This window comes from Pseudonocardia sp. NPDC049635, from assembly GCF_040659795.1.
GTDB lineage: Bacteria > Actinomycetota > Actinomycetes > Mycobacteriales > Pseudonocardiaceae > Pseudonocardia.
On record NZ_JBFAON010000007.1, the window covers coordinates 1 to 17,911 of the forward strand.

Here is a 17,911-nt window from a genome sequence, read left to right on the forward strand (position 1 = left end):
CCCGACAACATCGGACATCCACCCGGGGGGCCACCAGCCAACGGGGCCTGTTGACCGGGCAACCAAGGCCCGTTCTGTCCGGCTCACTCGCTGACGAGAACTAAGTTACGCCACGGTGTCCGGCATGGTCAAACCGGGGGGTACCTCCGGCGAACAGGAGGAGTCATCGCAGGTCACCAGGGGTGCGGGTGGCGCGCCGCCACTTATCGATCAAGGATCGCATACGGTTTCGCCCGAAACACTGCCGGTGTGACGCCGAGCACTTCTGGGTGTTCGGGCCGCGCCCTCGTGGTGTTCTCGGTGGTCGGACCGTCGCCGCACCTGCCTGTTCAGGCTGCTGACCAGGTCCGTTGCGCGACCGAACACCACACGGCCCCGGGCGGTCCCGCCACCGACGGACGGCCGCTGGCTGTGCCTCACCCCCGCACGGTCGGCGCTGCACTGCACTGCCAGCGCCTCCCCGCCGCCTCCGCACCTCCGCGCCCCGCAGTGCCCCAGCCCCCGGTGCCCCGGTGCCCCGGTGCCCGTGCCCCGGGACCCTCGCCCCCCTCCCGCATCACCCGGGCGCAGCGCATCCCGTGCGACCGCCGGGCGGCACGCGCGAGTGAGTCGTCCGGCCCTCGACCCGTGTTCACCGGGCCTCCGTCGCAGTGGGTGTCCGGACGTCGTGGCCGTCACCGCATCAGGGGGGTATCCGCGTCGGGGTCCGGCGCGTTGACCCGACGAGTGCTCCTCGTCGGATCCTGCAGCGCGTCGGGGGCGAATGCGCGTCGCGATCCGACGGGGAGCACTCCCGGCACCGGCTCAGCCGGCCGGCGGCCGGGCCGCGTCCACCGCGTCACGCACGGCCGACGTCGTCGCCGGGAGCACCTCGCCGACCGAGCCGAGGATCCGGCTCTCACCGCCCAACGCATCCACCAGTGAGGTCACCGGGGCGAGTGCGGCCGGATCCACCAGGGCCGGGACGACCCAGGACACCAGCCACATCACGAGCAGTGCGGCGATGCCGCCGGTGGCGGCGCCCACGGCCCGGTCCAGGACGGACAACCGGGCCCCGGTGAGCAGCCTGCTGACCAGGCCGCCGAGGAACCTCCCGACCAGTGAACCGAGCAGCAGGCCGCCGAGAATGCCGAGCAGACCCCACAACCAGGCCGAACCCGGGGTCTCACCGAACCCCGCGAGTCGCGAGCCCCAGGCGGCGCCAACGCCCGCGCCGACGACGAGGCCGAGCAGGCTCCCGGCCCGCGCCACGCCGCCCAGCCTGCCGAAGCCGCCGACCGCGGCGGCGAGCACCACGATGAGCACGAGCACGTCGAGCAGCGTCATGTGTCCTCCCCCGGCGGGCGTCCGCACCGCCGTACCCCGCCGACGGTGCCTCGACAGAGCTGAGAACGAGCTGAGCCGGCCCCGCCGGCAGCGTTCGGCTCGCGGGTTTGCCGGGCCGGATGAGGGGTTAGGCGGAGACCCCCGCCGGCCAGCAATGGAGGACGACATGGGATCGCTCGGGTCCGACACGCGCGTGCTGAACGGTCTGCACCGCGCCAGCTGCGCACTGATCGGTGTCACCCTCTGGGTGTTCGGGGGGCTCGGCATCACCGACAACCTCGACTTCTTCTCCACCACAGGTGCACCGCTGTTCGGCATGACCACCAACAACCTGCTGTCCGCGGTCTCGCTGGTGGTCGGCACGGTCCTGGTCGCGGCAGCGGCGCGCGGCGGCCGGATCGCCTCCACCGTCAGCGTCGCCGTCGGAGCCCTGTTCCTGCTGTCCGGCGTGCTGAACGTCCTGCTGATCGGGACGCCGTACAACGTCCTGTCGTTCCGCATGCCGAACGTGGTGTTCAGCCTGGTCGTCGGGCTGGTGCTGCTCACCCTCGGTGGTTACGGACGGTTCACCGGCCGGCTCCCCTCCGACAACCCGTACGCCGACGAGCAGCACCATCCCGTGGACGCCGAGGGCGACGAGGATCGCGACCAGCGGCTCCCGCACGGCGAGGAGGACATCGAGGCCGCCCGCTCGCTCGCCGACACCGAACGGCTCGTGGCCTCCGGCGCCGGCACCGACGAGCAGCGTCGCATGCTCGCCGAGGTCGACTCGATCCGCGATCTCGCCGAGCGGCGCCGGGCCTGGCGCGAACTCACCGATCGGGGAACCACACCCACATGACCGCGGGCGACGACACCCCGGTGCGTCAACCGTCAGGGCGGACAGGCGGACAGGGTCGGGCAGCGTCGGCTGGGGGTGCAGCGCGACCTCGGGTGCGGTGCCGGTACCCCTGTGCGGGCCGGCGCGTCGCGTGGCCGGTGCGCCGTCCGTGGCACCACACCCGAAAGACCCGGAACCAGGACCGGCATGACGTACATGAAGCCGTGCCGATCGGGTACCCAGCCCCCATGAGGACGCACGACGCGACCCGCGTCGAGACCGGACCGGTCCCGACGGAGCAGAGCGACACACCCGTCGACGAGACCCCGGACGCCGACGGCGTGCACCTCGCCGAACAACCGGTGGAACCGGACGACACGCGTCCCGCGGCGTCCTAGCACCGCCCTCGAACGCGACCACCGCACGAAAGGACAGCGAATCACCATGGCCACCATCCGCTACACCGTTCCCGGCCTCGAGCGGGGCGACGCCGAGCAGGTCGTCGCGCTGCTGCAGAACCGCCTGCACGCGCTCAACGACCTTCAGCTGACCCTCAAGCACGTGCACTGGAACGTGGTGGGCCCGAACTTCATCGCGGTGCACGAGATGCTGGACCCGCAGGTCGACAGCGTCCGGGGCATGGTCGATGACGTCGCAGAGCGGATCGCCACCCTCGGCGGGTCGCCCGACGGCACACCCGGTGCACTGGTGCGCGAGCGCAGCTGGGACGACTACTCGATCGGCCGGGACGAGGCGATCGCGCATCTCGGTGCGCTTGATCTGGTCTACACCGGGGTCATCACCGACCACCGCACGCAGATCGAGAAGCTGGAGACCCTCGACCCGGTCACCCAGGACATGCTGATCGCACAGGCCGGTGAGCTGGAGCAGTTCCAGTGGTTCGTGCGCGCGCACCTGGAGAGCTCGGACGGTTCACTGCGCTCGCAGACCGCCGGCACCGAGACGGGTGCCGCCGACGCCGCTCGCTGACCGGCCCGAGCCGGCAGGCCGGACCTCGACGAGGGCACAGCTTCCCCGGACGGTCCAGCAGGAACCGGGCCCGGCCCCGCATCTCGCGGGGCCGGGCCCGTTCGCGTGTCCGGGTCAGAGCTCGCCGCGCCGGCGCGCCCAGAACAGGCAACCGGCCGGAACGAGCACCAGCTGCACACCGAGCACCACGGCCAGGGCCAGCACCGGCGGGAGCGCGACGATCACGAGGGCGTAGAGCACCGCCACTCCCATCACCGCGAGAACCAGCGGCCACGCCAGCGGCGTCCCGGTCCGTGCCACCGGCGGATGGACCTGACCCTCCACGCCGTGCAAGCGACGCACCAGGCCCGGGTCCTCGCGCAGCGTCGCCGACGAGATGTCGGCAAGGACGCGCAGCTCACGCTGGTCCAGCGGGCGGGAGGAACTGTCCTCGGGCACGGTACTCCTCGTGCGGGTCCGGCGCGGACGTCATCGATCCACAGCGTATGTCGCGACCGTGGTACCGGCCACCCGGACGCGCCCCGCGCTGTGCGGATGCTCCGAGTGGACCTACAGTGCCTGCGATATGGCGCATAGGTCTGAATCGTGACCGCCGACGCGCCGCACCGTTCCGAGTGATCTGGGGGAGAACGAGTTGATTGTTCGATATCTCCGGGAGCACACCAGTCCTCCCGTCTTCATCAGCTCGGCTGCGCTTGCCGTCGCGTTCGTGATGTGGGGTGTGATCTCGCCGGCATCTCTCGGCGAGGTCGCGATGGCCGTCAACACCTGGATCACCGACACACTCGGCTGGCTGTACATCTTCTCGGCCACCGGGTTCCTCATCTTCGTCGTGATCCTCATGATGTCCCGCTACGGCCGGGTCAAGATCGGGCCGTCGGACTCGGTCCCGGAGTACGGGAACACCTCGTGGTTCGCGATGCTGTTCACCGCAGGCATGGGTATAGGCCTGGTGTTCTATGCGGTCTCGGAACCCATCTCGCACTTCACGGCGCCGCCGACCGGTGAGGCGGGTTCACCGGAGGCCGCCCGTGACTCGATGCTCTACACGTTCTTCCACTGGGGCCTGCACCCGTGGGCGATCTACATCGTGCTCGGCCTGTCGCTGGGTTATTTCGCGTTCCGCCGTGGCCTGCCGCTGCGCCCGGCATCGGCGCTCTACCCGCTGCTCAAGGATCGGGTCAACGGCTGGCCCGGTTACCTGGTCGACGTGCTCGCCGTGTTCGGGACGCTGTTCGGCCTGGCCACCTCGCTCGGCATCGGCGCCCAGCAGGTCGGCGCCGGGCTGGACGTGCTGTTCGGCTGGGAGAACACGACGTTCCTGCAGGTGTTGCTGATCCTGGGGATCACCGCGATCGCGATCACCTCGCTGATGCTCGGCCTCGACCGGGGGATCCGGCGGCTGGCGCTGTTGAACCTCTGGTTCGCGTTGGCGCTCATGCTGTTCGTGTTCTTCTTCGGACCGACCCGCGATCTGCTCAACAGCCTCGCCGCGAACATGGGCAGCTACATCCAGGAGATCCCGAGCCTGAGCTTCCAGACGTTCCCGGACGGAGGCAACGGTTCCGCCGCCGAGTGGCAGAGCGCCTGGACCCTCTTCTACTGGGGCTGGTGGATCTCCTGGTCGCCGTTCGTCGGGATGTTCCTGGCCCGCATCTCCTACGGTCGCACCATCCGGCAGTTCGTGGCCGGCTGCCTGTTCGCCCCGGTCGGAGCCTCCATGGTGTGGCTGACCGTGTTCGGCAACAGTGCCCTGGATCTCGTGCAGGCCGACCCGGACCACCCGCTGGCGACCGCGAGCGCGGAGACCGCGATCTACGTGCTGCTGGACCAGCTGCCGGTCAGCCAGATCCTGATCACACTCGCGTCGATCCTGACGGTGTTCGTGGTGGTGCTCTTCTTCGCGACCTCGTCCGACTCCGGGTCGCTCGTCGTCGACATGCTCACCAACGGCGGTGATCCGCATCCGCGCTGGCAGCAGCGGTTGTTCTGGGCGGTGCTGGAGGGCGTGATCGCCGCGGTGCTCCTCGCCGCGGGCGCTGCGTCCGGGGCGGACGCGCTGTCCGCGCTGCAGACCGCGGCGATCGTGGCCGGGCTCCCGCTGGGCATCGTGCTGATCATGATGGCGGTCGGGTTGTCCACGGCGCTGCGTGACGAGAAGTTCGTCGTGGCGCTACCGCCGGAGCCCTCACCGCTCGACTCGCTGCGCCACAGCACCACCCGGGTCGCCCCGGGTGAGGACGGGCGGCCGGCCGCGCAGCAGGCGGAGTCCGATCCGCTGATGCGCGAGACCGCGGTCGCCGAGTTCGCGACGTCGCCGTCGAACGGGGTGGACGACCCCGGGCGGACACCCGGTCCCGGCGACGACCGGAACTGACCCGAGGGAGCCGGCCGGCGTTCCCCGGCCCTTTCGCGGGTCGTGTGCCGGGGGCGGGAGAGCCCTGGGTGATCAGCCCGGGGCGCCCGCCCCGACCCACAGCGCCCGCGCCAGCGACGGGCCCCACTCCTCGTCGGTGTCCTCCCGCGCATCACCGAGGCGGCACAGGCGCACCACGAACGGGCCGTCGAACGGCTTGCGGGTGACGAGGACCACCCGGTCACCGAGGCGGACGTCGTGCGCGTCGAGGAAACGCAACACCTCGGGCTCGGTGTCGTCCACCCGGACCAGCTCACCGCCCTCGCCGAAACGCAGCTCCGGCAGCCGGCGGGCCAGCACCTCGGGCAGCTCGCCGTCCCGTCCGGGGATCGGGTCACCGTGCGGATCGAACCGGGGATGCCCGAGCCGGTCGTCGATCCGGTCCAGCAGCCGGTCGGACACGGCGTGCTCCAGCGCCTCGGCCTCCTCGTGCACCTCGTCCCAGGCCAGACCCAGCTCCGTCACCAGGAACATCTCGATCAGCCGGTGCCGCCGGACGACGGCCAGCGCGGACGCCCGCCCCGCCGGGGTGAGGGTGATCCCGGCGTACCGGGCATGATCGACGAGGCCGGTCTCGACCAGCTTGCGGACCATCCCCGACGCCGACGGCGAGGACACCTGCAGCCGCTCGGCCAGCGCGGAGATGCCCACCGAACCCTCCCACCGCTCCCCCAGCAGGAAGATGGTCTTCAGGTAGTTCTCCACGGACTCCGAGTGGCGCTCGCCGGTGGGAACCGTGTTCATGGCGACCACGGTATCCGCCCACGGCGGGATCCGGGTGCGGCCATCTGGAACCATGCAGACCATGAGCGACGGTCGGCCCTCGGGCAGCGCACCCGACCACGGCTCTCCCGCACACCCGTCCGCGGACCCGCCGGCCCGCGGCTGGCGGACCCGCTACCACGACGCGCAGACCCGCTACCGCGGCTTCCGCGACGGCCTGCGGCACCGGCCGATGGTGGACCGCTGCTGGCGGTGGAGCATCGGTGTGCTCGGCACGCTGATCGTGATCGTCGGCATCATCCTGATCCCCTACCCCGGCCCCGGCTGGCTGGTCGTGTTCACCGGGCTGGCGGTGCTGGCTTCGGAGTTCGAGGGGGCACGGCGGGTGCTGCACTTCGCCCGTCGGCACTACGACCGGTGGAACGAGTGGCAGAAGCAGCAACACATCGTCGTGCGGCTGCTGCTGCTGGCCGCGACCGGCGCCGTGGTGCTGGCCACGCTGTGGCTGCTCGACGTGTTCGGGCTGGTCAGTGACTGGCTCGGGGTCGACGCGGGCTGGCTGGACTCGCCGCTGGAACCGTTCGCCTGAGCCGTCAGATCCGCCGGAGCACCGCGGGGTCGGCGGGTGAGCCCAGGACGGCGGCGAGGCAGAGCCCGTTCACGCAGGCCACCAGCAACGGGCGCCGTTCCGGGGCGGCGGGGAGCAACCGGCGGGCGGTGGCCTCCAACGCGTCGTCCCACCGGCGCAGTTGCGGTGCCAGGTCCGGGCGGCGGACGGCGAGCAGCAGCAGCTCGTACTCCGCGACCGTGAGGGACCGGTCGCTGCGGCTCCACTCGTCGAGCACATCGACCAGCTCGGCGACGGTGCCCACACCGGCCAGCCGGTCGACGTACCGATCGTTGACCGTGGTCAGAGCCGCCACCAGCAGCTCGTCGACGGAGCTGAAGTAGTACAGCACCGCGCTCGGCGGGACCCCCGCCTCCGCGGCGACCGAACGCTGGGTGAGCGCCGCCGCCCCGTGCTCGCCCACCAGCCGCAGCGTCGCGTCGAGCAGCGCGCGACGACGGCGCTCTCCCTTGCGCCGTCGGCCGTCGGCATGCTCAGGCATGTGCGGTGGATCCGCCCAGCTCCAGCGCGAGCACCCCACCGATGATCAACAGGATCCCGCCGACCTGCACCCAGGTGAGCGATTCACCGAGGAAGAGCACGCCCAGTACCGCGACGATCGCGACCCCGGCCGCTGCCCAGATGCCGTAGGCCATGCCGAGCGCCATCCCCCGGGTGAGCGCCTGGGCCAGCGCCCAGAACGCCACCCCGTAGCCCGCGACGGTGACCAGCGACGGCAGGAGCCGGCTGAAACCCTGCGAGGCCCTCAGCGACATGGTGGCCGTCACCTCGGCCCCGATCGCGAGCGCGAGCCATCCCCACATGCGTCTCTCCCTGTTCGACGGTGTCCGGGATCAACGGTAACCAGATTCTGGAGCGTTCGCTCAGGTTTCTCGTCCATCCGGTCGAACGACAGGCATAACGATTGTCATTCGTTACTGTGAAGAATCGTGACTACGCAGAGGTGCCAAGCAATCACTGCTGTCGGCGTGCCTGCGCCCCGCGCTCCCCGGGAGGCCGCCGGCATCGCCGAACGGACCGCCGAGCGGCTGGTGGCGCTGTGCGAGGAGCTGGAGGACACCGACCTGCGTCCGTGCCCGCGGGTGGACGCCGCCTTCGGCGAGCTGGTGCAGCTCTGCTGTCATCCGCCGACCGGGTGCACCGCGACGGTGCTGGAACGGGTGGCGCCCCACATCGACCGGTTGCGCGGGCTCAGCTCGTCCGGTGAGGGACTGATGGAGCACTACTGGGCCGGCCGGATCGCCACCGCAGCCGACCCGGGCGCCGAGCTCGAACGGTTCCCCTACCTGGGCAACTACCTCGATCTCGTCCGCCTCGAACTCGCCGCGCTGACCGCCGTCGGGCACGCGACGCCGCGCCGGGTGGTCGTGCTCGGATCCGGGCCGCTGCCGTTGACCGGGCTGGTGCTCGCCGCGCGGCACGGTGCCGAGGTCCTGCACGTCGACCGCGACCCGGCCGCGCTCGACTCGGGCACCTCGGTGGCCGAAGCGGTGCGGATCCGGACCCGCAGCCTCTGCGCGGACGTGTCGTCGACGGTGCTGCCCACCGACCTGACGACCGAGATCCGGCGCGCCGATCTCGTCCTGCTCGGAGCGCTGGTGGGGGCCGACGCTCCCGCCAAGGCCGCGATCACCGCCCGGTTGGCGGCCGCGGCGGGGCCGGACACGGCAGTGCTCGTCCGTACCGCGGCCGGTCTGCGGACCCTGCTCTACCCGCAGGTGTGCCCGGCCGACCTGCCCGGACTGGACGTGCTGCTGGAGGTGCATCCGCGCACCGACGTCGTCAACTCCGTCCTGGTGGCGCGGGCGCCGCGCTGAGCCGGGCTGGACGGCCGCGCCGGGTGGTGGTCCGATGGCCGGATGTCCGGAACACGACCGGCGCCGCCCCCCGACCCGGAGGGAGCAGACGTCGGCGACGGCCGTGACGACACGGCCGACGACGACACGGCCGACGACGACACGGCCGGCGACGACACCGCCGGTGATCCGGTGTGCTGGCTGGACCAGCTCTGCCCGGAGTGCGGCGCCATGCCCTCCGGCGGGGGCGGCGCCGGGCCGCGGCGCTGCTGGCGCTGCGGCAGCTGAGCTTGCGTGGGGTGCACGCGTTCCACGGACTGCTTACGATCAGCTGACGATCGTCGCGGGTGGACCCGGTGGTTCGACCTCACGCCGGCGATCGGGTGGAATCGGGGTCATCATGGTCGAACTCGAGGCGGCACAGGGCGGAGTCGGTTCCCGGACCCGGGTGCTGATCGTGGACGACGACGTGCGCATCGGGCAGGCGCTCGGCCTCGCGCTCGATGACGAGGGTTTCGACGTCGACGCGGTGCACACCGGCGAGGAGGCCCTCGCCAGGGCCGGCGCACCGGAGATCGACCTGGTGCTGCTGGACCTGATGCTGCCCGGCATCGACGGGCTCACCGTCTGCCGCAGGCTGCGCGACGCCGGTGACCTCCCGATCATCATGGTGACGGCGCGGTCCGACTCCGCCGATGTCATCGCCGGGCTCGAGGCGGGCGCTGACGACTACGTGACGAAACCGCTAGTCGCGGGCGAGCTCGCGGCACGGATCCGGGCCCTGCTGCGGCGGCGCAGGCCTGCCCCCGCGACGCCGCGCAGGCTGCTGCTCGGTGACGTCGAGCTCCGGCCCGACGAGGGCGTCGTCCTGCGCGGCGGTGAGCCCGTGCACCTGACCCGCACCGAGTTCCGGCTGCTCGCCGAGCTGGCCGCGGCAGCAGGCCGGATCGTCACCCGCGACGAGCTGCTGTCCCGGGTATGGGGTTACGAGTACCACGGCGACACCCGGCTGCTGGACGTGCACGTCCGCCGGTTGCGGCGCAAGGTCGAGACGGACCCGGACCGGCCGACCGTCGTGCTGACCGTGCGCGGAGCGGGTTACAAGGCGGGCCGGGTCGAACGGCGGCCCGGACCGGCCGCTCCCGACACGGAGCCGGTGCCCGGTCGGCACGGATGAGCCCTCCCGGCGTCTCCCGCCGGTCCGTGCTGGACCGCTTCCCGCTGCGCCGGCTGCCCCTGCGGCACCGGATCGGCGCCGCGTTCGCGTTGGTGTCGCTGGTGGTGACCGGCCTGTTCGCCACCGTGACCTGGAACCTGGCGTCCTACTACCTGGTCGAACAGCGGGTGGAGGGCGCGACCCGGCAGGTGGAGGTCAACGTCCGGTTGGTCGAGCGGGTGCTCGACGCACGCCCGGAGTCCGACGGGCTGGACGAGCTGCTCACCGGCCTGGCCGGTACGCCGGACACCACCGTCGCCCTCCGGCACGAGGGCAACTGGATCACCAGCGGCCGCGAGATCGACATGGCGGAGCTGCCGAAACCGCTGCTGGACATGGCCAGGTCCGGCATCGGCGCCCGGCAGCGGATGCTGGTCGGGGGGATGCCCAGCCTGGTCGTCGCCGCGCCGATGCCCGGTGAGACGGTGTTCGTCGAGGTCTTCCCCCTGCAGCTGCTCGATGCCAACCTGCGGTTCCTGAGCGGGGTGCTGATCGTGGGCGTCGCGGTCAGCACGGTGCTCGGGCTCGGGCTCGGGTACTGGGCGGGGCGCCGCGCGCTGCAACCGCTGACCGAGCTGACCGAGGCCGCCGGGCGGGTCGCGGGCGGTGATCTCACCGCCCGGCTACCGGGCAGCTCCGACGCCGAGCTCGCCCCCCTGGTCGCGACCTTCAACCGCACCGCCGACGCACTCGAGCAGCGGGTGGCCCGGGACGCGCGGTTCGCCGCCGACGTCAGCCACGAGCTGCGCTCCCCGCTCACCACCCTGGTGAACGCGGTCGCGGTGCTGCGCCGGCGACGCGCCGAGCTGCCCCCGACGGCGCAGCAGGCGGTGGACCTGCTCGACGGCGACATCCAGCGGTTCCGCCGGATGGTGCTGGACCTGCTGGAGATCTCCCGCAGCGACACCCTCGAACGCGAGCCGTGGGAGCTCGGCGAACTGGTCCGCGGGATCGTCGCGGCCCGCGGTGGGACGCCCCCGGAGATCGACGTGCCGGAACCGGTGGTCGTCCGGGCGGACCGGCGCCGGATCGACCAGATCCTCGGCAACCTGCTCGACAATGCCGAGGCGCACGGCGGGGGCGCCGTCCGGGTCGGGGTGTCGGCGCGGTCCGGCCGCGGCCGGATCGAGGTCGACGACGCCGGGCCAGGGGTGCCGGCCGGGAAGCGCGCCGAGGTGTTCGAACGGTTCTCCCGCGGCGCGCGGGCGGGCAGCCGAGGAGACGGTGGCGGCACCGGGCTCGGGCTGTCGTTGGTCGCGGCGCACGTGCGCAGACACGACGGCGCGGTGTGGATCGAGGACCGGCCCGGCGGCGGCGCCCGGGTCGTCGTGGAGCTTCCGGAGGTGGCGGGATGAGACGTGCAGCGACGGTGCTCGCCGCCGGGATCGTGATCCTGCTCGGCGGGTGCGGGGTGACGCTGGAGGACGAACCGGAGCCCTACGGTCCGGCCACCGATGTCCCCTCGCCCGCGCCGACGGTCAGCGTCCGGCCCGACGATCTCCCGGTCGACGACCCGGCGCCGGCGGTCACTGCGACGCCCGCCCCGACATCCGCCGTGTCACTCCCGCCCACCGGCCCCTGACCAGGGCGGAAATCCCTGACGGTTGGCTGACGATCGGTTCCACCCGCCCCGATCGTGCCCCGCCGGAGGCAGAATCGGGACCGGGCGATCGGCGGCGGAGCGTGCGGCTTCTGGGGAGCAGCCGCGCACGACCGCGCCGGTCGGACCCACCGCGGGGTACTTCCCGGGATCCCGCCCCGCGGCCGGGGACGGCGACGGCTCACCGCCCGTCGCCGTCCCGGGTGGATCCGGGACCCGCCGGACGCGCCGGGCCGGTCGCCGCCGGTCCCGGGAGCGGTCCGCTCAGGTCCCGGCCCCGGTGCCGGGCAGCGGGGTCGATCCCCCGCCGCCGCCGTCGAGCGCGGAGACCATCGCGAACCAGGCCCGCGCCGGCACCGCGCCGCCGGTGAGGTTGCCGGACCCGCAGGTCCGCAGCGGCCCGGTGCACACCGGGCGCGGTGTCCCGGTCGGGAGCGTCATCACCGAACCGGCGCGGTCACCGGTGGCACCGATGAAGGCGGCCGACGCGTAGTTCTGGGTGGTACCGGTCTTCGCGATCACCGGCCCGTTCCAGCCCACCTCGGCCGCGGCGGCTGCCGCAGTGCCGGACGTGGCGTCCCCGGACAGGGCGGTCACCAGGTCGCGGGCGACCGACTCGTCGATCACCCGGTCGCAACGCGGACCGGGCAGCGCGACGTCGGCGCCGTCCCGGTCGGTCACCGCCTCGACGAACTGCGGCGTGCAGTGCACCCCACCGGAGGCGATCGTGGCGCCGACGGTGGCCAGCTCCAGTGGGCTGGTGCCCTCCGGTCCCAGCGTGAACGACGCCCGGCGCTGCGCGATCACGGCCTCGCCGACGGTGCCGCCGTCACGGGTGGGTGCCTCGAGGGACTGCCGCAGGCCCAGCCGCCAGGCCATGTCGACGATCGGCTGCAACGAGCCGATCCGGTCGGTGAGCTCGATGAACGGTGTGTTCGGCGAGCTGGCGAGTGCCTGGCGCAGCGTCAGCGGGCCGCTGCTGGAGTCGCCGTAGTTGGCGACCGTGTAGGGCGCGGTGCCGTTGCGGAAGTTCCGTGAGGTGTAGCTCGCCGGGTTGTCGAGCATGCTGTCCGGGGTGACGATCCCGCGCTCGAGCGCGGCCGCCGCGGTGAAGACCTTGTAGACCGACCCGGCGCCGTGCAGCGGGAGCGTCGCCAGCGGGTAGGCGGTCTCGCCCGCGTCGGCGTCGAAGCCGTACTCGCTGCTGGAGACCAGTGCGTCGACCCGTCCGGTGCCCGGCTCCACCAGCGCGGCGACGTTCGCGACCGACGACGACCGCTCGGCGCCACCGGTCCGGCGGACCGCGGTCAGCGCCTCGTCGGTCGCCCGCGGGTCGAGGGTGGTGCGGATCGTGTATCCGCCGTTGCGGAGCATGCCCGCCTCGATGCCCGCCCCGTCGAGGGTCTCCACGACGGCCTGGCAGAAGTGCCCGGTCCCCTCGCGGGCGTTGGCGCAGCCCTGGGCCGGGACGCCGGCGTCCGACCGGACCTCGAGCGGGGTCGCCCTGGCCTGCTCGGCCTGGGCCGGGGTGATCGACCCGACCTCGACCATCGCTGCGATCACGGTGTCGCGGCGGTTCTGCGCGTCCTGCGGGTTGGTCAACGGGTCGAACCGCTCAGGGGCCTGGATCATCCCGGCCAGCAGCGCCGCCTGCGGCACGGTGAGCCGGTCGGCCGTCGTCCCGAACCAGGTGCGGGCCGCGGTCTGGACGCCGTAGGCGCCGCGGCCGAAGTAGATCAGGTCGAGATAACCGGCCAGGATCTCGTCCTTGTCCAGCGCCGCCTCGACCTGGTGCGCGAGCCGGACCTCGGTGAGCTTGCGCGCCGGGGTGTTCGCGATGGCGGCGCGCTCCTCCTCCGGTGTCGACGCCAGCACGTTGAGCCGGTAGTTCTTGACGTACTGCATGGTCAGGGTGGAGGCCCCCTGCCCCTCCAGCGGTGATCCGCCCGCGGCGTTGCTGATCAGCGCCCGGCCCATGCCGTACCAGTCCACGCCGTCGTGCTCGTAGAACCGGCGGTCCTCGATGGCGACGATCGCGGCGGTCATCGTGTCCGCGATGCCGTCCACACCGACCGGCTCGCGGTGCTGGTCGTAGAGGTGCGCGAACGGCTCACCCGCGGCGTCGAGCAGCACCGAGGTCGCGCCCATCCGCCCGTCGCCGAGCCGGGCGCCCGCGGCCTGGTCCGCGACGCCGGTGATCCCGTCGGTCGCGACCACCGTCGCGACGGCGACCGGCGCGAGCATCCCGGCCAGCAGCACCCCGGCGAGCACACTCGCTCCGAACCCCTGCACCAGCCTGCGACGGACGAATCGTGCGCGGTCACCGGCAGGAGGGGAGTCGGGCATGCCCCCAGGCTCCCCGGGAGATCGTGACGGGGTGGTGAGGCCGTCCTGACGGTTGCCTGACGATCCGCGGGTCAGCGCCGGGTTCCGCGGCGGGTGGCGCACGAGATGCAGGTACGGGCCGCGGGCAGTGCCTCCAGCCGTTCCGGCGCGATCGGGCCACCGCATCCGGTGCAGACCCCGTAACTGCCGTCGGCGAACCGCCGGGCTGCGCCGGCGAGCTCGGCCCGGTCCCGTTCCGCGGCGGCGAGCAGGCCCTGCAGCTGCGCCCGCTGCACCGCGATCGTGACGCCCTCCGGATCGTGTTCGTCGTCATGACTGGTGAGCGCCTGCTCCTCGGCGAGCGAGGCCAGCTCGTGGTGCAACGAGGCGATCCGGTCGTCCACCCGGGCGCGTTCCACCGCCAGTGCTGCAGGGTCCATGCCGACCAGGGTGCCCCGGCCTGGCAGATTCGTCGTCGTGAACCTGCCCCGTCCGGTGTCCGGTGTCGGTGTCGTGCTGGAGCGTGCCGACGGCCTGGTCGCGATCGGCCACCGGGTGACCAGGGGTGAGCACCCCAGTTGGTCGTTCCCCGGCGGCCACCTGGAGGGTGGCGAGACGCCGGTGGGTGCCGCGCTGCGCGAGCTGGCGGAGGAGACCGGTGTCGTCGCGGAGCGGGGTTCGCCGTTCGCGGTCTGCGTGCGGACCGCGGGCAGCGGGGTGACGTTCGCGGTGCACGTCGCCGCGCCGTCCGGTGCCGAGCTCACGGTCACCGAGCCGCACGCCGTCGACGCCTGGCTCTGGGCCGACCCGGACGAGCTGCCCGGCCCGCTGTTCACCCACACCGCTGCCGTGCGCCACGCGTGGCGTCACCCCGGCACCGCGCTGGCGGGCTGGGACCTGCACCGGCTGGTCCGGTAGGGCCGGTCCGGCAGGGCGGTCCGGCGGGACGGGATCGACAGCGGCCGGCACCGCAGGCACCATTCCAGGGGCCCAACTAATCAATGGGCTTGTCAATTCGGCCGGTCTCGCTCACAGTGGTGAATAGCTGTCGGGCACCCGCTCTCCTCTTAAGGACGGGTAAAGATCGCCGCCCTCCCGATCGTCAATCTCCTAGATTCCCGGACTCGTACTCCGGTGAACCGAGATTCGAGAGCGGGGGTCGGGACCACCCATGCCGACACTGTCGTTCCGCAGCGCGGGTGCGCGATACCCGAACGGGACGGTCGCCGTCGCCGACCTGACGTTCCAGGTGCGCGGTGGCGAACTGCTGGCCCTGCTCGGGCCCCCGCGCAGTGGCAAGTCCACCGTCCTGCGGCTCGCCTCGGGCGAGCTCCCCCCCATGAGCGGGTCCGTGCTGATCGACGGGACGGCGTGCGCCCGGTTCCGGGCCCGGAACCGGCCCGCCGCCCTGGTCGACGCCCGACCCGGCACCGCGCGGGGGCGCACCGTGGCAGAGCACATCGGCCGGCCGATGCAGATCGCGGGCGCCGGCACCTGGACCCGCACCTGTCACATCGCCGAGCTCGCCGAGCGCCTGCACGTCGGTGAGCTGTTGCCGCACCCGCTCGACGACCTGTCGGTCGGCCAGCGCAGGCGGGTCGCCTTCGCGACGGCGCTGGCCCGGCGCCCGCGGCTGCTGCTGCTCGACGAGCCGCTGGCCGGTGTCGACGAGGAGACCGAGTCCGTCCTGCGGGAGGTGCTCCGGCAGTTCCGTGCCGAGGGCCGGACCATCCTCTACGCGACGTCCCACCCGGCGGAGGCGAACGAGCTCGCCGACCGGGTCGCCGTGCTGCACGGCGGACGGCTCCGGGATCTCGGAACCCCGCGGGAGCTGGGCACCCGGCCCGGCACCGTGCACGGCGCCGTCGCGATGGCCGACCCGCCGATGAACCTGCTCGAGGCGAGCGTGCACGCACAGCAGGACCGTCACGTCGTACTGACGATCGGCCGTCAGAACCACTGGCTGCCCTGGAGCGACCTCCGGTCCCGGTCGATCGCGCACTACCACGGGGAGCGCGTCGTGCTCGGCGTCCGGCCGGACGCGGTGGCGCCCGGGGGGTCCGGGGTCGTGCTCCGCGGCGTCGTGCGGGGCGTCGAGCACCGATCGGACGGTGCTTTCGCGCTGCTCGACATCGGGGCCGGTGGTGTCGACCCGCACCGCGAGGAGATCCTCGCCCCGCTTGACCGGCCCGCGCGGCGGGCGACGTTCCGGGTGCCGTTGCCCGCCCATGATCACCCGTCGGTGGGCAGGCCGATGGCGGTCGGTTTCGGCGCCGAGGCGCTGCACGCCTTCGACCGGCACGGCAGGCGGATCGACGTCATGACCTCGGCACGCACCCCGGTGCACGCCCACCGCGGTTGAACCGTGTCGGACCGATCACCGATTTCGACGGACGGCCGCCGTGAGGACCGCCGGATCGCGGTGTCACACGAGCGGGTGAACCATCGCGTGCGCTCCCTGTCCGGTCCTCCGGGGTCGCACGCCACGACCGACTCCGGAAGGATCGCCATGGAGCTGGACTCGAACCGCCTGCGCACCGGGCGCACCGGGCGCACCGCATGAACATGGGCTGGGCGGACGAACCCGCCGACACCGACCGCCTCCGCGACACCTACTGGCACGACGAGCGGGGCGTGCCCCACATCGCGGGCCGCCTGTTCGTCGTCACCGCGGCGGTCGGCAGCCTCGTCCGGCGCAGCAGCGCCGCCGTCCGCCGCAGCGGATCGCGGGCACTCCACCTGGTGCAGGGGAAGCGGTCGCGTCCCTGTGCAGGTGCCACCGGTGCCTGCCTGCTCGCCGGTCAGGGGAACCTGATCATCCATCCGCCGCACGGTCCGGTGATCTCCCGCCGACGCCGTCGCCGCGGGGGGAACCCGGCCGACCCGCACGACCGGGTCCGCTGCCGCGGATGGTCCGGCGCCCGATGTGCCCTCCTGCCCCATCGGGCCGGATCGTCATCCGGCTGAGGGACCCGATGGATCCCGGGGGCGCCCCCGGACGACACTCACCTCGACCACACCGACCTCCACGACACCCACCTCGACCACTCCGACCGTCACGACACCGACCTCTTCGAGCGACCGCACAGCCCCCGACGATCGGAGCCGGAGGACCAGCGATGGCCGAGCCCCGCCAGGGAGGCACCGCGCTGCGCGGTGTCGACCGCGCGGTGCAGGTGCTGCGGTTGGTCGCGGAGCGCGGCGTGGTGCGGCTCTCCGAGGTCAGCTCGGAGCTGGATCTGGCGCTCGGGTCCACCCACCGGCTCCTGAGCAGCCTGGAGCACACGGGGATGCTGGCCCGGGTCACCGGTTCGAAGCTCTACCGGGCGGGTCCCGCTCTCGCCGAGCTGGCCACCGCGTTCGCCGCACCCCGGGTCCCCGACGACGTACTGCCACACCTGCGGGAGCTGGCCCGCACCTGTGGCGAGACCGCGCACCTGGTGCAGCTCGTCGGGCGCAGCGTCGAGTTCGTCGCCAGCGGGGAGAGCGACCGGTCCACCCGGGTCACCACCCGGCTCGGCATGACCATGCCCGCGCACGCTACGTCCGGCGGCAAGGCGCTGCTGGCCCGTTACGCCGACGACACGATCAGCCACCTCTACACCGGGCGCCCGCTGCGCCGGATGACCGACCGCACGATCACCGAGGTCTCAGCGCTGCTGTCGGACCTGCACCTGGTCCGGCAGCGCGGCTACGCCATCACCGACGGTGAGTCCGAACCCGACGTGCGTGGCGTCGGCCTGGCCGTCACCGACCAGACCGCCCTGGTCGTCGGCGGCCCGCAGCACCGCATCCCCGAGGCCGATCTGCCCTATCTGGCGTCACTGCTGCGGGACACCGCGGGCGCCGTGCTCGCCGCTCTCCCCGAGGAGCGGAGCTGGAGCCTGGGCAAGCCCTGATCGCCCGATCCCGGCGCCGACCGGCGCCACTCGACCGCGGCCGGTCACCGATTTCCGCACCGGGGAAAGCGCCTGCTCACGTCGCGGCGGCAGCACCGCTTCTGCTCGTACGGTCGCCGACGGCGTCACCGGACCGGCTCGACGACCGCGGTGACGCCGCCGGTTCCGGGGT

21 protein-coding genes are annotated in these 17,911 nt (G+C 72.7%); 14 read left to right on the forward strand and 7 right to left on the reverse strand.

Going from position 1 to position 17,911, the window contains the following annotated elements:
• Positions 1–804: 804 nt before the first annotated feature.
• Entirely contained in the window at positions 805–1,326 is a 522-nt protein-coding gene (locus tag AB0J24_RS10830; protein WP_358678776.1) for a CvpA family protein, read from the reverse strand.
• Between the two features lie 166 nt (positions 1,327–1,492).
• On the opposite strand from AB0J24_RS10830, the gene AB0J24_RS10835 reads away from it, so the two are divergent.
• The 3 genes from AB0J24_RS10835 to AB0J24_RS10845 all read left to right on the forward strand — a co-directional run bounded on the left by AB0J24_RS10835 (position 1,493) and on the right by AB0J24_RS10845 (position 3,136).
• Entirely contained in the window at positions 1,493–2,167 is a 675-nt protein-coding gene (locus AB0J24_RS10835) for a DUF4383 domain-containing protein (RefSeq protein WP_358678779.1), read from the forward strand.
• Positions 2,168–2,394: 227 nt separating this feature from the next.
• Positions 2,395–2,544 carry a hypothetical protein gene (locus AB0J24_RS10840; RefSeq protein ID WP_358678781.1) on the forward strand — a complete coding sequence of 50 codons (150 nt, stop codon included), beginning with the start codon at positions 2,395–2,397 and terminating at the stop codon, positions 2,542–2,544.
• Positions 2,545–2,590: 46 nt separating this feature from the next.
• Entirely contained in the window at positions 2,591–3,136 is a 546-nt protein-coding gene (locus tag AB0J24_RS10845) for a DNA starvation/stationary phase protection protein (protein ID WP_358678784.1), read from the forward strand.
• Positions 3,137–3,250: 114 nt separating this feature from the next.
• Here the strand turns inward: AB0J24_RS10845 and AB0J24_RS10850 are convergent, their stop codons facing one another.
• Entirely contained in the window at positions 3,251–3,574 is a 324-nt protein-coding gene (locus AB0J24_RS10850) for a DUF3040 domain-containing protein (protein WP_358678787.1), read from the reverse strand.
• A 196-nt stretch (positions 3,575–3,770) separates the two neighbouring features.
• Between AB0J24_RS10850 and AB0J24_RS10855 the strand changes: the two genes are divergently transcribed.
• Positions 3,771–5,513, forward strand: a complete 1,743-nt coding sequence (locus AB0J24_RS10855) for a BCCT family transporter (protein ID WP_358678790.1) — start codon at positions 3,771–3,773, stop codon at positions 5,511–5,513.
• Between the two features lie 72 nt (positions 5,514–5,585).
• Here AB0J24_RS10855 and AB0J24_RS10860 read toward each other — a convergent pair whose 3' ends face one another.
• Positions 5,586–6,296 (reverse strand): metal-dependent transcriptional regulator, encoded by a 711-nt coding sequence (locus AB0J24_RS10860; protein WP_358678793.1) that lies wholly within the window; start codon positions 6,294–6,296, stop codon positions 5,586–5,588.
• Positions 6,297–6,357: 61 nt separating this feature from the next.
• On the opposite strand from AB0J24_RS10860, the gene AB0J24_RS10865 reads away from it, so the two are divergent.
• Positions 6,358–6,864, forward strand: coding sequence for a TIGR02611 family protein (locus AB0J24_RS10865; RefSeq protein ID WP_358678796.1), 507 nt, complete (start codon positions 6,358–6,360; stop codon positions 6,862–6,864).
• Positions 6,865–6,868: 4 nt separating this feature from the next.
• Here AB0J24_RS10865 and AB0J24_RS10870 read toward each other — a convergent pair whose 3' ends face one another.
• Positions 6,869–7,384 (reverse strand): TetR family transcriptional regulator, encoded by a 516-nt coding sequence (locus AB0J24_RS10870; protein WP_358678799.1) that lies wholly within the window; start codon positions 7,382–7,384, stop codon positions 6,869–6,871.
• A complete protein-coding gene (locus tag AB0J24_RS10875; protein WP_358678802.1) occupies positions 7,377–7,706 on the reverse strand; it encodes an SMR family transporter in 330 nt (109 codons plus the stop codon). The genes AB0J24_RS10870 and AB0J24_RS10875 overlap by 8 nt, the downstream gene beginning before the upstream one ends.
• Before the next feature lie 165 nt (positions 7,707–7,871).
• Here AB0J24_RS10875 and AB0J24_RS10880 point away from each other — a divergent pair, with 165 nt between their 5' ends.
• The 5 genes from AB0J24_RS10880 (at position 7,872) to AB0J24_RS10900 (ending at position 11,497) form a co-directional block, all read left to right on the forward strand.
• On the forward strand, positions 7,872–8,720 hold the full coding sequence (locus AB0J24_RS10880) for a nicotianamine synthase family protein (RefSeq protein WP_358678805.1): 849 nt from the start codon (positions 7,872–7,874) through the stop codon (positions 8,718–8,720).
• Between the two features lie 42 nt (positions 8,721–8,762).
• Positions 8,763–8,987, forward strand: a complete 225-nt coding sequence (locus AB0J24_RS10885; RefSeq protein ID WP_358678808.1) for a hypothetical protein — start codon at positions 8,763–8,765, stop codon at positions 8,985–8,987.
• Between the two features lie 112 nt (positions 8,988–9,099).
• Positions 9,100–9,876, forward strand: coding sequence for a response regulator transcription factor (locus AB0J24_RS10890; protein ID WP_358678811.1), 777 nt, complete (start codon positions 9,100–9,102; stop codon positions 9,874–9,876).
• Positions 9,873–11,270 (forward strand): HAMP domain-containing sensor histidine kinase, encoded by a 1,398-nt coding sequence (locus AB0J24_RS10895; RefSeq protein WP_358678814.1) that lies wholly within the window; start codon positions 9,873–9,875, stop codon positions 11,268–11,270. Before AB0J24_RS10890 ends, AB0J24_RS10895 begins: the two co-directional genes overlap by 4 nt.
• The gene (locus AB0J24_RS10900; protein ID WP_358678817.1) at positions 11,267–11,497 is read left to right on the forward strand and encodes a hypothetical protein; all 231 of its coding nucleotides are present in this window, start codon (positions 11,267–11,269) and stop codon (positions 11,495–11,497) included. The genes AB0J24_RS10895 and AB0J24_RS10900 overlap by 4 nt, the downstream gene beginning before the upstream one ends.
• Before the next feature lie 282 nt (positions 11,498–11,779).
• On the opposite strand, the gene AB0J24_RS10905 is transcribed toward AB0J24_RS10900, so the two are convergent.
• The gene (locus AB0J24_RS10905; protein WP_358678820.1) at positions 11,780–13,861 is read right to left on the reverse strand and encodes a transglycosylase domain-containing protein; all 2,082 of its coding nucleotides are present in this window, start codon (positions 13,859–13,861) and stop codon (positions 11,780–11,782) included.
• Positions 13,862–13,932: 71 nt separating this feature from the next.
• The gene (locus tag AB0J24_RS10910; protein WP_358678823.1) at positions 13,933–14,280 is read right to left on the reverse strand and encodes a TraR/DksA C4-type zinc finger protein; all 348 of its coding nucleotides are present in this window, start codon (positions 14,278–14,280) and stop codon (positions 13,933–13,935) included.
• A 37-nt stretch (positions 14,281–14,317) separates the two neighbouring features.
• On the opposite strand from AB0J24_RS10910, the gene AB0J24_RS10915 reads away from it, so the two are divergent.
• The 4 genes from AB0J24_RS10915 (at position 14,318) to AB0J24_RS10930 (ending at position 17,739) form a co-directional block, all read left to right on the forward strand.
• Complete coding sequence (locus AB0J24_RS10915) at positions 14,318–14,758, forward strand: NUDIX domain-containing protein (RefSeq protein WP_358678826.1); 441 nt, start codon at positions 14,318–14,320, stop codon at positions 14,756–14,758.
• Between the two features lie 253 nt (positions 14,759–15,011).
• Positions 15,012–16,202, forward strand: a complete 1,191-nt coding sequence (locus AB0J24_RS10920) for an ATP-binding cassette domain-containing protein (RefSeq protein WP_358678829.1) — start codon at positions 15,012–15,014, stop codon at positions 16,200–16,202.
• Between the two features lie 203 nt (positions 16,203–16,405).
• Positions 16,406–16,807, forward strand: coding sequence for a hypothetical protein (locus tag AB0J24_RS10925; protein WP_358678831.1), 402 nt, complete (start codon positions 16,406–16,408; stop codon positions 16,805–16,807).
• A gap of 152 nt (positions 16,808–16,959) precedes the next feature.
• On the forward strand, positions 16,960–17,739 hold the full coding sequence (locus AB0J24_RS10930) for an IclR family transcriptional regulator (protein ID WP_358678834.1): 780 nt from the start codon (positions 16,960–16,962) through the stop codon (positions 17,737–17,739).
• Positions 17,740–17,911: the final 172 nt, after the last annotated feature.

Bases quoted from the DNA above. Each gene is read 5' to 3' on its own strand.
- AB0J24_RS10830 (WP_358678776.1), bottom strand. From the start codon at position 1,326: ATGACGCTGCTCGACGTGCTCGTGCTCATCGTGGTGCTCGCCGCCGCG.
- AB0J24_RS10835 (WP_358678779.1), top strand. From the start codon at position 1,493: ATGGGATCGCTCGGGTCCGACACGCGCGTGCTGAACGGTCTGCACCGC.
- AB0J24_RS10840 (WP_358678781.1), top strand. From the start codon at position 2,395: ATGAGGACGCACGACGCGACCCGCGTCGAGACCGGACCGGTCCCGACG.
- AB0J24_RS10845 (WP_358678784.1), top strand. From the start codon at position 2,591: ATGGCCACCATCCGCTACACCGTTCCCGGCCTCGAGCGGGGCGACGCC.
- AB0J24_RS10860 (WP_358678793.1), bottom strand. From the start codon at position 6,296: ATGAACACGGTTCCCACCGGCGAGCGCCACTCGGAGTCCGTGGAGAAC.
- AB0J24_RS10865 (WP_358678796.1), top strand. From the start codon at position 6,358: ATGAGCGACGGTCGGCCCTCGGGCAGCGCACCCGACCACGGCTCTCCC.
- AB0J24_RS10870 (WP_358678799.1), bottom strand. From the start codon at position 7,384: ATGCCTGAGCATGCCGACGGCCGACGGCGCAAGGGAGAGCGCCGTCGT.
- AB0J24_RS10875 (WP_358678802.1), bottom strand. From the start codon at position 7,706: ATGTGGGGATGGCTCGCGCTCGCGATCGGGGCCGAGGTGACGGCCACC.
- AB0J24_RS10885 (WP_358678808.1), top strand. From the start codon at position 8,763: ATGTCCGGAACACGACCGGCGCCGCCCCCCGACCCGGAGGGAGCAGAC.
- AB0J24_RS10890 (WP_358678811.1), top strand. From the start codon at position 9,100: ATGGTCGAACTCGAGGCGGCACAGGGCGGAGTCGGTTCCCGGACCCGG.
- AB0J24_RS10895 (WP_358678814.1), top strand. From the start codon at position 9,873: ATGAGCCCTCCCGGCGTCTCCCGCCGGTCCGTGCTGGACCGCTTCCCG.
- AB0J24_RS10900 (WP_358678817.1), top strand. From the start codon at position 11,267: ATGAGACGTGCAGCGACGGTGCTCGCCGCCGGGATCGTGATCCTGCTC.
- AB0J24_RS10905 (WP_358678820.1), bottom strand. From the start codon at position 13,861: ATGCCCGACTCCCCTCCTGCCGGTGACCGCGCACGATTCGTCCGTCGC.
- AB0J24_RS10910 (WP_358678823.1), bottom strand. From the start codon at position 14,280: ATGGACCCTGCAGCACTGGCGGTGGAACGCGCCCGGGTGGACGACCGG.
- AB0J24_RS10920 (WP_358678829.1), top strand. From the start codon at position 15,012: ATGCCGACACTGTCGTTCCGCAGCGCGGGTGCGCGATACCCGAACGGG.
- AB0J24_RS10925 (WP_358678831.1), top strand. From the start codon at position 16,406: ATGGGCTGGGCGGACGAACCCGCCGACACCGACCGCCTCCGCGACACC.
- AB0J24_RS10930 (WP_358678834.1), top strand. From the start codon at position 16,960: ATGGCCGAGCCCCGCCAGGGAGGCACCGCGCTGCGCGGTGTCGACCGC.